Raw genomic sequence first — 12,246 nt, 5'->3', positions numbered from 1 at the left:
TCGTTCTCTGTAATAGGCCACAAGATGGCCTCTTTGATCGGGAAGCTGGTGACATGACTGCGAATGAGAACATCGCCTCTCCCGGACCCGCCGGAAACGACCCGCGCGCGGGATTCTTCAAGGCCGTCGAGCTCGTCGGCACCACCCTCGCCGGGGTGCGCCCCGACCAGTACGACGTCACGACGCCCTGCCCCGACTACTCGGTCCGCGACATGGCCAACCACCTGGTGTCGGTGCTGCGCCGGCTCACCGTGCTGGGCGCGGGCGGCTCCTTCATGAGCGTTCCGCACTTCGCCGACGACGTCGCCGACGGCGACTGGGCCGCCGCGTGGGCCCGGTCGACGAAGGAGTTCGACACCGTGTGGTCGGACCCCGCGGTCCTCGGCCGCATGATCCAGCTGCCCTGGGGCCCGGTCCCGGGCGCCGTCGCCGCCGTGATCTACACCAACGAGTTCGTGCTCCACACCTGGGACCTGGCCAAGGCCACCGGCCAGTCCCCGGAGTGGGACCCCGCGATGCTGGCCGCGCCGCTCGCCAACATGAAGCGGGCGGTGCCCGCCGAACCCCGTGGCGGACAGGTGCCGTTCGGGCCCGTGGTCGAGGTGCCCGAGGACGCCCCGGCCATCGACCGCCTGGTGGGCTGGTACGGCCGCCGGCCCTGACGGACCGCCGCCGAGGGGCAGCCGGCGCTCGGCGCGGCGGCCCCTCGGCGGCGGGGCGTCCATCGCGTCAGGCACCGACGCCCTGGGCGAAGCGGAAGGTGCGGTGCGGGTCGTACTTCGACTTGACCGCGACCAGGCGGGCGTAGTTCTCGGCGTAGTAGGCCCTGCGCCAGTCCGGGAGCTGCGGGTCCATCCAGTTCTGGTAGGTCTCGCCGTTGGACAGCGGGTCGATGACCGAGAAGCCGTTGTTCACCCAGCTGGTCGCGGCGGCCGTGTTCTCCGCGGTGGCCTGCGCCGGGTCGTTGACCAGGGCCCGGTAGTTCACGGAGAACAGCGAGTCCCGGTGGACGTAGGCGGTGTCCGTGCGGGCCGGGTCGTTGGCCGCGCCGCCGAAGAAGTGGAAGTCGAGGTAGCGGGACTGGCCGGTCCTGCGCGCGGCGTCGAACGCGGTCATCACGTCCGCCCAGCCGCTCGCCGAGTACGGCACGCGGCCCAGCCGGGTGCGCTCCAGGCCGAAGGCGGGCCGGGTCAGCACCCCGCTCGGGGACTTGCCCTCGCGCTGGCACTGGTCCTGGGTCAGGGTGCTGCAACCGAAGATCATCATCATCAGCTGCTGGTACGTCAGCACCGCGTCCTGCCGGGCACTCGCCGCGCCGGTCAGCGACAGCAGCCGCGCGGCCTCCGCGTCCCGCTCGGCGGGTGTGCCGCGTGAGGCCAGCATGACGTTGAGCGCCGGCACGGTGCCGGGGGCCGCGTCGGGCTGGACCAGGTAGGCGCCGCCGCCGATGGTGCGCGGCGCGTCCACCAGCCACTGGTTGACCCCGTGCAGCACGTCGGCCGCGCGGTCGTAGGGGAAGATCAGGTTGCTGATGGCCATCTGGTCGCCGGCGTGCGGGGTGACCGTGTAGCGGGTGACGACGCCGAAGTTGCCGCCGCCACCGCCGCGCAGCGCCCAGAACAGGTCGCAGTGGGAGTTCGCCGACGCGGTGACCACCCGGCCGTCCGCGAGCACGACCTCGGCCGAGGTGAGCGCGTCGCACGCCATGCCGAGCGGGCGGGTGAGGAAGCCGAAGCCACCGCCCTGGAGGAAGCCGCCCGCCGAGACGGTGGGGCAGCCGCCCTCGCTGACCACGAGTCCGTGCGGGGCGAGCGCGTTGAGGATCTCCACGTTCTTGGCGCCCGGGCCCATGTCGACGGTGCCGTTGCCGACGGTGACGGCGTTGAGCCGGGAGACGTCGATGACCAGGCCGGAGGTGGTGGAGTAGCCGCCGTAGCTGTGGCCGCCGCTGCGCACCGCGATGCGTACGCCGTTGTCCTGGGCGAAGCGCAGGGCCGTGGCGACGTCGGCGGAGCTCGTGCAGTACGCGATGGCGCGCGGGTTGGCGGAGTCGAACTGGCCGAGCTCCAGCTGCTTGGCCACGGCGTAGCCCGCGTCGCTGGGCTGCACCAGTCGGCCCTTGAGGCCGCCCGCGAGCTTGTTCCACGGCACGCTCGCCGTGGCGGCTGCGGGGATGTCGGTCGCGGTCTCGGCCGCGACGGGGGTGGTGCGCAGGACGGCGGCGCCGATGGCCGCGGTGCCCGCGCCTATCAGGGTTCGGCGATTGATCACGGTGGTCCCATGCGTGAGAAGAAGGGTGGGCAACGGTGCGGTGCCGGGCCCCGAGGGGGGTGTGGGCCCGGCACCGGGTTCGAGGGGTGTCGGGCTACGACACCTTGCGGCCCTGCAGGCCCTGCTTGACCGCGCCCTTGAGGAAGGCCCGGCCCAGGTCCCGCATCTCCTTGGGGCCGCTCGTGTTGGCCCACCACATGAACTTCATCATCGTGGGGGTGGTGGCCCGGTAGAAGCGGTGCTCCTCGCCGTCCTTCCAGCCGAACGGCGTGTTCACCGACTCGCAGTCGCGGATGGCGTCGAAGACGATGTCGGCGGCCTTGTCGCCGTCGATCTCGCCCGCCTCGTAGCGCTCGCAGGTCTCGGTGGTGAGCTCGAACAGGTGCTTGAAGCTGTGGCTGTCCGGCCACCACAGGCCCGGGTAGGGGGCGTTCTCCATCTCCTTGAAGTGGCGGTCGTCCCCGTCGATCTGGAAGTTCTGCCGGGCCATGATCTGCCGCATGGTGGCCGGCGTGGTGAAGCAGGCCCAGACCCGGAACACCGCGTTCCACAGCCGGAAGTGGCTGAAGGCGATGTACGAGCTGTTGACGATCTTGTCGTTGTGGTCGAGCAGACCCTGCTCCAGCTGCTCGACGTAGGCGAAGCGCTCCTGGGAGAAGTCGTTCTCGCGCAGGGCGTCCAGCAGGCGCCAGGCCAGCGCGTCCACGACCTCGAAGGTGTTGGACAGACCGCGGGAGTACAGCGGGTCGACGAATCCCGCGGCGTGCGACATCAGGCACCAGCGGTCGCCGACGGTGCGCTTGGAGGAGTACTGGATGCGGTCCGTCGACACCCACTCCCGGACCCGCTTGGCCCCCTCGAACTGGCGCTTCACCGCCGGGTACATGTCGAGGTACTTGTTGAACTCCTCCTCCGGCGTCATGTCCTTCGGCTTGGGGTACAGCCGCTCGTCGAAGGTGAGGCCGACGCTGCAGACCGGGTTCCTGGAGTCCTTGTAGTTGTCGAAGGGGATGATCCAGAACCAGCCGCGCTCGATGCAGTGGTGCAGGGTGCCGCCGTGGAAGGGCGACTCGGCCGGGGGCTTGAGCGCCTCCGGGTAGTTGCACACCTCGTCGTACGGCTTGACGCCGACGTAGTGCGTGAAGAGCGAGCGCGCGTGGTGCTTGAGCCGCGAGGGGCTCTCCCGCAGGTCGAACTTCTCGGCGAGCGGGGAGCGGAAGCCGCTGGCGTCGATGAGGTACTTGCCGCGGAACACCTCGCCGTTCCTGCCGGTGACCGTGACACCGTCGTCGTCGAAGTCGAGGTCGGTCGCGAACCAGTTCTGGCGCAGGGTGCAGCCGTACTTGGCGGCGACGTTCAGGTAGTACGAGTCGGTGTCCTGGCGGTAGAGGTGGATGGCCTCGGTGAGCATCTTCGGGATGACGAACATCGTCGCCTCCCTCGGGTCCGGCTCGCGGTTCGGCCGGTGGGTGACGAAACCGAAGCTCTGCTTGCGGCCGTGGTGCGGGCCCATGTGCTCGGTGATCGCCTTGACGTCCAGCATGTGCTTGATCTCGGGGACGTCGTAGCGGACGGCCAGGATGTGCAGCCACTCGACGAGCTGCGGGTTCTGGGACTCGCCGACCGCGAACCGGGGATGCTGGCCGGCGTCTATGAGCACCACGTCGACGCCCTGACGCGCCAGTATCGATCCCATGATCGAGCCGGCGAGGCCCGATCCGAGGATGACGACGTCGCACTCGGTCGGCTCAGCGGCCTTGGGGGCCTCTTTCACTGCCTCAGCCTTGGTGGGCAAGACCGCGCTCCTTCTCTTGTGACCATTTCTGACGTGCTTGCGGACGTCTGGCGGATGGACGGACGACGGGCTTCAGCGGCCCTGGCGCGGGGCGCCGAACCACTGGGTGAGGGCCTCGGTCACGTCGGCGGGGGAGCCGTCGGCGCTCGCCCAGGCGACGTAGCCGTCGGGGCGGACCAGGAGGGAGGCCGAGGGGGCGTCCGCGTCGGCGCGGCGGGCGGTGACGATGTCGACCCGGTCCGCCCAGCCGGCCGCGGCCTCACGCAGGGCGGCGTCGTCGTGCAGGTCGAGCAGGAGCGGACGGCCGGTGCGCAGGAGTTCGTACGTCGTGGTGCCCGAGTCGCCGACGACGAGCTCCTGGTCGGGCAGCCGGTGGCCGAGCAGCGGGTGGTCGCCGGGCGCGGCGCCGTAGGTGATGTCGAGGCCGGTGACCAGGCCGACGAGGTGCAGCCGCACCTCCTCGATCTGGACCAGCTCGGCGAACAGGTCGCGCAGCGGCTGGGCCTCGGGGCCGCCGAGGTAGAGGGTGCGCTGGACGAGGGTGTTGAAGACGATCCGGGCGCCGACCGGGTGGCGTTCGGCGTGGTAGGTGTCCAGCAGGCCCTCGGGCGCGTGGCCCCGCAGTGCGGCGGCCAGCTTCCAGCCGAGGTTGACCACGTCGCCCACGCCCGCGCTGATGCCCTGGGCGCCGATCGGCAGATGGATGTGGGCGGCGTCGCCGGCGAGGAAGACCCGGCCGGCGCGGTAGGAGGCGGCCTGGCGGCTGGCGTCGGTGAAGTAGCTGGTCCACAGCGGGGTGGCGCCGGAGATGTCCTCGCCGGTGACGCGCTGGAAGGCGGAGGCCACCTCGTCGAAGGTGGGCGGCTCCTGGGTGGGGCGGACGCCGGCACCGCGCTCGAAGACGACCACGCGGGTGGCGCCCGGGCCGAGCGGCAGCACGACCACCATGCCGGACTCGCCGACCTCCCCGGTCGGACGCAGCCTCAGCTGCACTCCGGCGACGTCGGCCATCTTCATCTCGATGGTGGCGCTCGCCCCGGGGAAGTCGATGCCGGCCAGCCGCCGCACGGTGCTGCGCGCGCCGTCGCAGCCGACCAGGTAGGCGGCGCGCAGCGTGCGGACGCCGTCCGGCTCCGCGACCTCGACCCGTACGCCGTCCTCGTCCTGGGCCATGCCCACGAGTTCGTGGCCGCGGCGGATGTCGGCGCCGAGGCCGGTGGCCCACTTGTCGATGATGGCCTCGGTCCGCGACTGCGGAACTCCGCGGACACCGAAATTGCCGCCCTCGATGATGCGGTAGTCGATGGGCAGTCCGCCGAAATGACCGACCGGAATAGTCTCCATGTCGCCGAATTCCGAGAGCAGGCCGCGCTGACCGAATTCCTCGATCGTACGGGCCGAGAATCCCAGGGCGCGCGACTGCTGCATCGGCTCGGCGAGCCGGTCGAGTACGATGACGGAAATACCCTGGAGACGAAGTTCTCCGGCGAGCATGAGCCCCGAGGGGCCTGCCCCGGAAATAATCACATCGGCATCGAACGTGTCCATGTTCCCTCTCCCGCTGGCGTTTCTCTCATTATTCCGAGGGGGCTGGGGATACTGAACGGCCGCGAATACAGGACTCTGACAAGTTCGTCAATGCTTGGGTGGCTCGACGGGCGCAGTGCAAAGAGGGTGCCGGAAGCGTTCCGGCACCCTCTTTGCGGCTGGCCGCTCGATCGCGGCGGGCTCAGTACAGGCCCATGACCCGTTCGACGCGGATCTCGACGACGGCGAGACCGGGCGGCTGCGGCGGCGGGGACCAGTACCGCTTGGCGTAGCGGCGGACGCCCTCCGCCACCCGGGCCGGATCGGTCACGACGGCCGCCGGCCCCTCCAGGGTGATCCAGCGCCCGCCGACCACCTGGCAGACGGCGGCCCGGCCGGCACCGCCCCCGGCCAGCAGGTTGCGCGCCTTGCGGCGCGTCACCGTGGTCATGACCCGGGCCAGGCCCGCCTCGCCGTCCCAGGTGAAGCGGACGGGCGCGACGTGCGGGGTGCCGTCCGGGCGCAGGGTGGTCAGGGTGCACAGGTGGTTCTCGGCGAGGAAGTCCTCGGCCGTGGCGGACAGGAGCAGCGGCTGGGTCATGACCGGGTCCGTTCTTTCAGGCCTTGGCCGTGTCGGCCGCGGGCTGCTCGGCGGGCTTGGTCATCGGCAGCAGGACCAGGGTGACCAGGAAGCCCGCCGCGGCGAACAGGCCGCCGGTGAGGAAGGCGTCGTGGAAGACCTTGGTGCGGGCGATCACGACCAGGTTCGGGTCGCCGTGCGCCCAGGCCGTGAGCTCGGGGATGCGGCGGAAGGCGAAGGTGGCTGCGACGGCGAGGCCGAGCGCGCCGCCCATCTCCTGGGCGGTGTTGATGAGACCGGCCGCCAGGCCCTGCTCCCGCTCCTCGCTGCCCGCGAAGGCGGACACCTGCACCGGCACGAAGGAGGCGCCGAGACCGAGGCCCATCAGGGCGAAGGCGGGCAGCACGTCCGTGAGGTAGGACGCGTCGTGCGGGGCGCGCCACAGCAGCAGCATGCCGGCGGTGGCGAGCGCGAGACCGACCATCAGCACCGGCTTGGCGGCGACCTTGGTGACGACCTGGGAGGCGACACCGGCGCCCACGGCGGTGAGCACGGCCAGCGGCACGTAGGCGAAGCCGGTCTTCACCGCGGAGTAGTTCAGCACCTGCTGCATGAAGAGGCTGGCGAAGAAGAACAGGGTGACGCAGGTGCCCAGCAACAGGACGGCGATGACGTTCGCGGCGCGCAGCGAGGGGCGGCGGAAGATGCCGAGCGGGACCAGCGGGTTCTGGGTGCGGCGCTCGATCAGGATGAACGAGGCGATCAGCACGGCGGCCAGGGCGAAGCCCCCGTAGACCCGGACGGCGGGGATGTCGCCGTCGGAGACCGTCTCACCGAGGCTGAAGATCAGCAGGACGAGGCCCGCGGTGAGGACGACGGCACCGGCGACGTCGAAGGACCGGCGCTGCTCGCTGGAGCGGGACTCGGCGACGACGAGCGGGGCGGTCAGGGCGAGGATCAGGCCGATCGGCACGTTGATGAAGAAGATCCAGCGCCAGCCGGGCCCGTCGGTGAGCAGACCGCCGAGGGTGACACCGGCGACGGCGGCGAGACCGCTGAGCGCGCCCCAGGCTCCGAGCGCCTTGTTGCGGGCGGCGCCCTCCTCGAAGTTGTTGGTCAGCAGGCTGAGGGCGGCCGTGGCGATGAAGGCCGCGCCCAGACCCTGGGCACCGCGGGTGACGATCAGCATGACCGCGTCCTGGGCCACACCGGCGACCAGCGAGGACAGGGCGAACAGGACCAGACCGGTCTGGAGCATCCGGCGGCGGCCGAAGGAGTCCGCGAGGCGGCCCGTCAGCAGCAGGAAGCCGCCCAGGACCATGCCGTAGGTCGTGACCACGTACTGCAGGGCGGTCTGGGAGATGCCGAGTTCGTTCTCGATGGTCGGCAGGGCGACGTTGACGATCGAGACGTCGAGGAAGGTCATGAAGCCGGCCAGGCACAGGAAGGCCAGGATGAGCCCGGGTCGCTGGGGGGCGGTGCCCGGCGGCGTGCCCGCCGACGCGTTCTTGAGGGGGGACTCGTGGATGGACATGCCACTCCTATGAGCACGAGGTGGAAGAGACGGGGTGGTGGAGCGGAAGGAGCGATGCAGCGGACGGGAGCCGGATCGAGCGGGTCGTGCTGGCTTCCAGGAAGCTAGCATCCTGGGTAAAGTAGGTACCTAGAGGAAAGTGACTATCGGGAAGGGGAGCGCACTGATGAGGAGCGCTGTGGACAGGGACAGGAGTCCCGCCGTGGGCGGGGGCGCGACGGCTCTCGCACATCCGGCGGCCGGTGAGGCGGAGCAGGCGTGTCCGATCGCGCCCGTCCTGGACATCGTGTTCAGCCGCTGGACGACCCCGATCCTGTGGACGCTCCACGAGTTCGGCAGGCAGCGCTTCGTCGAGCTGCACCGCAACATCGGCAGCATCACGGCCAAGGTGCTGACGCAGCGTCTGCGCCAGCTGGAGCGGGACGGGCTGGTGATCCGCACGTACTACCCCGAGGTGCCGCCCCGGGTGGAGTACGAGATCAGCGAGCTGGGCCGCAGCCTGGCGCCGATCTTCGCCCAGCTCTCCGAATGGTCGCTGGGCCACCTTCCCCTGGTGGAGGAGGCGCGCCAGGCCTTCGACGCCGGCGAGGACCAGGCGGTCGGGCGCCGGGCCTGACACCGCGCCGCCTCAACCACGGCGGCCCGCCGGGGACTCGTCCAGTTCGCGCATGGCGCCCTGGAAGAAGATCAGCGGGTTCTCTTCGGCCGTCGGGGTGCCGAGCCCGACGACCTCGCCTATCAGGATGCTGTGGTCACCGCCGTCGTACTCGGCGGACAGCCTGCACTCCAGGTGGGCGAGGGCCTCGCTGAGCACCGGCAGGCCCTGGACGGAGCGGTGGTGCGGTATCTCGTCCAGGCGCGCGGTCTGCCGGCCGGAGAACGCCCAGGCGACGGACTCCTGGCGTTTCGTCAGGAAGTTCACGACGAAGCCCCGGGCGTCCCGCACCACCGGCAGCAGCCGGGACTTCTCGTGCAGGCAGACGAGCACCAGCGGCGGATCCAGGGAGACCGAGGTGAAGGAGTTCACCGTGGTCCCCGCGTCCTCCACGCCGTCGCCGGAGGTGATGACGGTGACGCCGGTGGCGAAGTAGCCGCACGCGGTGCGCAGCGCGCGTCCGTCGATCGGCTCCGGCGGCCGCAGGTGTTCCATGGACGTGGTCGGGGTGTCCTGTGAGGTGGGGAGCACGACGGCCTCCTGGTCAGGTGCCCGGCCGGCCGGCGCCGGCGACGGGACCGGTGGTCTGGGCAGCAGGCTCCACGCCGGTGGACGCGGCGTCCTCGACGGCCTCGGCGGCCTGAGGTCGGCGCGAGCGCGAGGAGAGCAGCGGACCCGCCATCGCCGTGGTGACCAGGGCCATGATCACCAGCATGGTGAACATCCGGCCGTCCAGGACGCCCAGGCTGACGGCGGCGTTGAGGATGATGAGCTCGGTCAGGCCCCGGGTGTTCATCAGCAGGCCCAGGTCCTTGGCCTCGCGCCAGGACAGACCGGCCAGCCGGGCGGGCACGATGGCGCCGATCAGCTTTCCGGCGCAGGCGACGACGACGATCGCGCCGAGCGCCAGGTAGTCGGTGCCGCTGAGCGCACCGAGGTCCACCCCGAGCCCGGTGATGATGAAGAAGACCGGCAGCAGCACGGCGCTGATGTTGTCCAGGGGCTTGCGCACGTGCTGGGCCAGCACCATGGCCGGTTCCCTGGGCATGACGAAGCCGAAGAAGAACGCACCGAAGATGGCGTGGATGCCGATCCAGGTCGTCAGCCACGCCGAGCCCAGGGCGCCCGCGCACAGCACGGACAGCAGCGCGGGCCAGCGCTCGGCGGCGGCCCATCGCCACATCAGCCTGGCCACCAGGGGCCTGACGACCAGCAGCATCCCGGCGACGTAGAGCACGCTCCAGGCGCCGATGGCGGCGAGGTCGGAGTAGTCGCCGTGCGCGCTGACCAGGGCCGACACATAGGCGAGCAGGCACCAGGCGAGCAGGTCGTCGATGGCGGCGCTGGCCAGGGACAGCGAGCCGACCCGGCTCCCCAGCAGCTTGTGCTCGGTCAGGATGCGGGCCAGGACGGGGAAGGCGGTCACCGACATGGCGGTGCCCAGGAAGGTGGCGAACGCCGAGAACGGGATGTGGTGTCCGCCCACCGAGGAGTGCTCGGGGTACAGGACGGTGGCGAGCGCGACCCCGAGCCCGAAGGCCACGGCGATCGAGGACAGGGAGACCCCCGCGGCGAGCCGGGCGTGCGGGCGGACCAGCCGCTTCTCGAACTCCCAGCCGACCACGAACATGAACAGGACCAGGCCGACCTGCGAGACCGCGGACAGCAGCGTCCTGACCTCGGGCGGGAACACCCGGGGCGTCAGATGGCCCGGCAGCAGGCCCAGCACGCTGGGGCCGAGCAGGATGCCCGCGAGGATCTCACCGACCACGACGGGCTGCTTCACCCGCTGGGCGAGCCTGCCCAGACCGGCGCCCACGAGCAGCACCAGGGCGATGTCGGCGAACATCACCGCCAGGTTCATGTCCTGCTTCGACACGGCCGCGAGCGTGGTCACGCCGCCGCCTCCCCCGACCGGGGCGGGGCGCCGCGGGTCCACAGGACGCGCAGTGCGAGCGACGACAGCCGCCAGCCCTCGGCGGTGCGCCGGGCCTGACCGGTGGCCAGGGTCCCCGCCTGGAAGAGCGGTTCGGCGGCCGAGGCGTCGTGGTGCACGTGCGTGGAGACCAGGTTCGCGCGCAGCACCGCGCGCTCGCCGTCCTCGTCGATCTCGACGACCGCCGGTGAGCCCAGGTGCTGGGTGGCGGCGAAGGCGGACAGCGCCTCGCGGTGGTAGTCCGCGAGCCCGTCGAGGCCCTCGTGCACGCTCATCGGGAACTCGACCCGGGCGTCCTTGGTGAACAGCCCCCGCGCCCAGGTGTCGTTGACGTCGTCGTCGTCGAGACCGACGAGATAACGATCCAGCAGGGCGCTTATCTCACGTGGTTCCGGTACTGGATGCATTGCTTGAGCATGCGTTCGCGGGAGCCGCCGGCCATAGGCGCTTTTCACATCCCTGACAAAGTTTGCGGGAGGCTCTGACGCGCCCCTCGAATCCTTGTCGAAGACGCCGTAAGTCATGAACAGAGGGGGTCTTCATATCCCCGCACCGCGTTGTCAGGATCTTCAGGTATCGCACTTTCCCTCAATGGACCGAATGGAAGAGACGAGCGAATGCCGAAGATCGCAGCCGACGGCGAGCACCTGACCGTCCTCAACCTGTTCACGACCGACGCTCCCGAGAAGCAGGAGAAGCTGCTGGCCGCCATGCGCGAGATCGTCGACTCCGCGGCCTACGAGGGCTGGATCTCCAGCACCGTCCACGCCGGACAGGACAAGCCGGGCACCGCCAACTTCATCCAGTGGCGCAGCACCGAGGACCTGGAGGTCCGCTACGCCGGCGAGGAGTTCAAGCACCGCACCCTTCCCCTGTTCGGGGAGATCACCACCTCCATCCGGCTGCTGCAGAACGAGATCGCGTTCACCCAGCAGAAGGACGCCGACGCCACCGAGATCTCGCCGAAGCGCGACGACTACACCTCCATCGAGCTCTTCGGTGTGCAGGAGGCGGACCAGGAGGACCTGGTCGACGCGCTCGGCACCGGTCAGGAGTGGCTCGTCGACGTCCCCGGCTACCGCACCCACACCGTCCTGCGCGGCCTGCGCGCCCGCGGCATCGAGGGCAAGTTCGTCGTCGTCTACTCCCAGTGGGACAGCAAGGAGGCCTACGACGCCTTCCGCGCCCAGCCGGACGCCGAGCGCAGCGAGGAGCGCCGCAAGGTGGACGCGCGGGTCGCCGCCCTGCAGACCTGGCAGGACGAGAACACCTACCGCGTCGTCCACACCCGCGCCGCGGGCGAGTGACCTCGCACCCCAGGTCGTAGCGCCCACGAGGCACACCACCCACACCCGCACACGAGGGCCGCTGCCGGGATTCCCCCACCGGCAGCGGCCCTTTCGTCCCATGAACACGTTCGTCGACGAGGAGACAGCAGACATGCGAGATTCCGGACAGCGCCAGGTCGCGCACGAGACCGAGATCAAGGCACCGGCGGACACCGTCCACCGGCTGCTCGCCGAGGTGGACAACTGGCCGCGGATCTTCGACTCCGTCATCGCCGTCGACCACGAGCCCGCCCCCGAGGGCGAGCAGCGCCTGCGGATCGACTGCGTCGAGGACGGCGTGCCGCGCAGCCGGCCGCTGCGCCGGATCGTCGAGCCGGCCGCGCTGCGCATCAACTTCCAGGAGCTGCACACCGAGCCGCCGCTCGCCGGCCTCGGCGGCGCCTGGATCGTCGAGCCGCTCGGTGAGGACTCCTCCCGGGTGCGGCTGCTGCACGAGTACCGGGCCGTGGACGACGACCCCGCGGCGCTGGAGCGGATCGGGGAGTCGGTCGACGCGAGCAGCCACAGGGAGTTGGCGGCGCTCAAGGAGAACGTCGAGTTCGCCCACGCGGCCGCGGAACGCACCTTCTCCTTCGAGGACACCCTCACCCTGGACGGTG

At 70.6% G+C, this 12,246-nt stretch carries 12 protein-coding genes; 4 read left to right on the top strand and 8 right to left on the bottom strand.

Going from position 1 to position 12,246, the window contains the following annotated elements:
* The first annotated feature begins 53 nt into the window (after positions 1 to 53).
* Entirely contained in the window at positions 54 to 662 is a 609-nt protein-coding gene (locus tag AB0C59_RS26335; RefSeq protein WP_363008732.1) for a TIGR03086 family metal-binding protein, read from the top strand.
* Between the two features lie 67 nt (positions 663 to 729).
* Here the strand turns inward: AB0C59_RS26335 and AB0C59_RS26330 are convergent, their stop codons facing one another.
* From AB0C59_RS26330 to AB0C59_RS26310, 5 genes are all read right to left on the bottom strand, one after another.
* Positions 730 to 2,271 carry an FAD-dependent oxidoreductase gene (locus tag AB0C59_RS26330; RefSeq protein WP_363008730.1) on the bottom strand — a complete coding sequence of 514 codons (1,542 nt, stop codon included), beginning with the start codon at positions 2,269 to 2,271 and terminating at the stop codon, positions 730 to 732.
* Positions 2,272 to 2,365: 94 nt separating this feature from the next.
* Positions 2,366 to 4,066: a tryptophan 7-halogenase gene (locus tag AB0C59_RS26325; RefSeq protein WP_363008728.1), complete on the bottom strand. Its 1,701-nt coding sequence runs from the start codon at positions 4,064 to 4,066 to the stop codon at positions 2,366 to 2,368.
* Between the two features lie 72 nt (positions 4,067 to 4,138).
* On the bottom strand, positions 4,139 to 5,614 hold the full coding sequence (locus AB0C59_RS26320; protein WP_363008726.1) for an FAD-dependent monooxygenase: 1,476 nt from the start codon (positions 5,612 to 5,614) through the stop codon (positions 4,139 to 4,141).
* A gap of 181 nt (positions 5,615 to 5,795) precedes the next feature.
* Positions 5,796 to 6,194 (bottom strand): TIGR03618 family F420-dependent PPOX class oxidoreductase, encoded by a 399-nt coding sequence (locus AB0C59_RS26315; RefSeq protein WP_363008724.1) that lies wholly within the window; start codon positions 6,192 to 6,194, stop codon positions 5,796 to 5,798.
* A gap of 16 nt (positions 6,195 to 6,210) precedes the next feature.
* The gene (locus AB0C59_RS26310; RefSeq protein ID WP_363008722.1) at positions 6,211 to 7,707 is read right to left on the bottom strand and encodes an MFS transporter; all 1,497 of its coding nucleotides are present in this window, start codon (positions 7,705 to 7,707) and stop codon (positions 6,211 to 6,213) included.
* Positions 7,708 to 7,873: 166 nt separating this feature from the next.
* Here AB0C59_RS26310 and AB0C59_RS26305 point away from each other — a divergent pair, with 166 nt between their 5' ends.
* Positions 7,874 to 8,323, top strand: coding sequence for a helix-turn-helix domain-containing protein (locus AB0C59_RS26305; RefSeq protein ID WP_363008720.1), 450 nt, complete (start codon positions 7,874 to 7,876; stop codon positions 8,321 to 8,323).
* A gap of 12 nt (positions 8,324 to 8,335) precedes the next feature.
* Here AB0C59_RS26305 and AB0C59_RS26300 read toward each other — a convergent pair whose 3' ends face one another.
* Genes AB0C59_RS26300 through AB0C59_RS26290 form a run of 3 tightly spaced genes read right to left on the bottom strand, consistent with a single transcriptional unit; the run spans position 8,336 to position 10,705 of the window.
* Positions 8,336 to 8,893: a flavin reductase family protein gene (locus AB0C59_RS26300; protein ID WP_363008718.1), complete on the bottom strand. Its 558-nt coding sequence runs from the start codon at positions 8,891 to 8,893 to the stop codon at positions 8,336 to 8,338.
* A gap of 13 nt (positions 8,894 to 8,906) precedes the next feature.
* Complete coding sequence (locus AB0C59_RS26295) at positions 8,907 to 10,259, bottom strand: cation:proton antiporter (RefSeq protein WP_363008716.1); 1,353 nt, start codon at positions 10,257 to 10,259, stop codon at positions 8,907 to 8,909.
* Complete coding sequence (locus AB0C59_RS26290) at positions 10,256 to 10,705, bottom strand: nuclear transport factor 2 family protein (protein ID WP_363008714.1); 450 nt, start codon at positions 10,703 to 10,705, stop codon at positions 10,256 to 10,258. Before AB0C59_RS26290 ends, AB0C59_RS26295 begins: the two co-directional genes overlap by 4 nt.
* Before the next feature lie 210 nt (positions 10,706 to 10,915).
* Between AB0C59_RS26290 and AB0C59_RS26285 the strand changes: the two genes are divergently transcribed.
* Together AB0C59_RS26285 and AB0C59_RS26280 are read left to right on the top strand one after the other, a co-directional pair.
* Positions 10,916 to 11,605 carry an antibiotic biosynthesis monooxygenase gene (locus AB0C59_RS26285; protein WP_363008712.1) on the top strand — a complete coding sequence of 230 codons (690 nt, stop codon included), beginning with the start codon at positions 10,916 to 10,918 and terminating at the stop codon, positions 11,603 to 11,605.
* A 133-nt stretch (positions 11,606 to 11,738) separates the two neighbouring features.
* Positions 11,739 to 12,246, top strand: a 508-nt coding sequence (locus AB0C59_RS26280) for an aromatase/cyclase (RefSeq protein WP_363008710.1), incomplete at its 3' end; no start/stop codon positions are given.

The organism is Streptomyces sp. NPDC048664 (genome assembly GCF_040650555.1).
GTDB lineage: Bacteria > Actinomycetota > Actinomycetes > Streptomycetales > Streptomycetaceae > Streptomyces.
Note: the sequence above shows the minus strand (reverse complement) of the source record. Positions and strands in the feature narration are given on the sequence as shown.

What these genes read in the sequence shown, in the direction of transcription:
- AB0C59_RS26335 (WP_363008732.1), top strand. Translation starts at nt 54, where the DNA reads ATGACTGCGAATGAGAACATCGCCTCTCCCGGACCCGCCGGAAACGAC.
- AB0C59_RS26320 (WP_363008726.1), bottom strand. Translation starts at nt 5,614, where the DNA reads ATGGACACGTTCGATGCCGATGTGATTATTTCCGGGGCAGGCCCCTCG.
- AB0C59_RS26315 (WP_363008724.1), bottom strand. Translation starts at nt 6,194, where the DNA reads ATGACCCAGCCGCTGCTCCTGTCCGCCACGGCCGAGGACTTCCTCGCC.
- AB0C59_RS26310 (WP_363008722.1), bottom strand. Translation starts at nt 7,707, where the DNA reads ATGTCCATCCACGAGTCCCCCCTCAAGAACGCGTCGGCGGGCACGCCG.
- AB0C59_RS26305 (WP_363008720.1), top strand. Translation starts at nt 7,874, where the DNA reads ATGAGGAGCGCTGTGGACAGGGACAGGAGTCCCGCCGTGGGCGGGGGC.
- AB0C59_RS26290 (WP_363008714.1), bottom strand. Translation starts at nt 10,705, where the DNA reads ATGCATCCAGTACCGGAACCACGTGAGATAAGCGCCCTGCTGGATCGT.
- AB0C59_RS26285 (WP_363008712.1), top strand. Translation starts at nt 10,916, where the DNA reads ATGCCGAAGATCGCAGCCGACGGCGAGCACCTGACCGTCCTCAACCTG.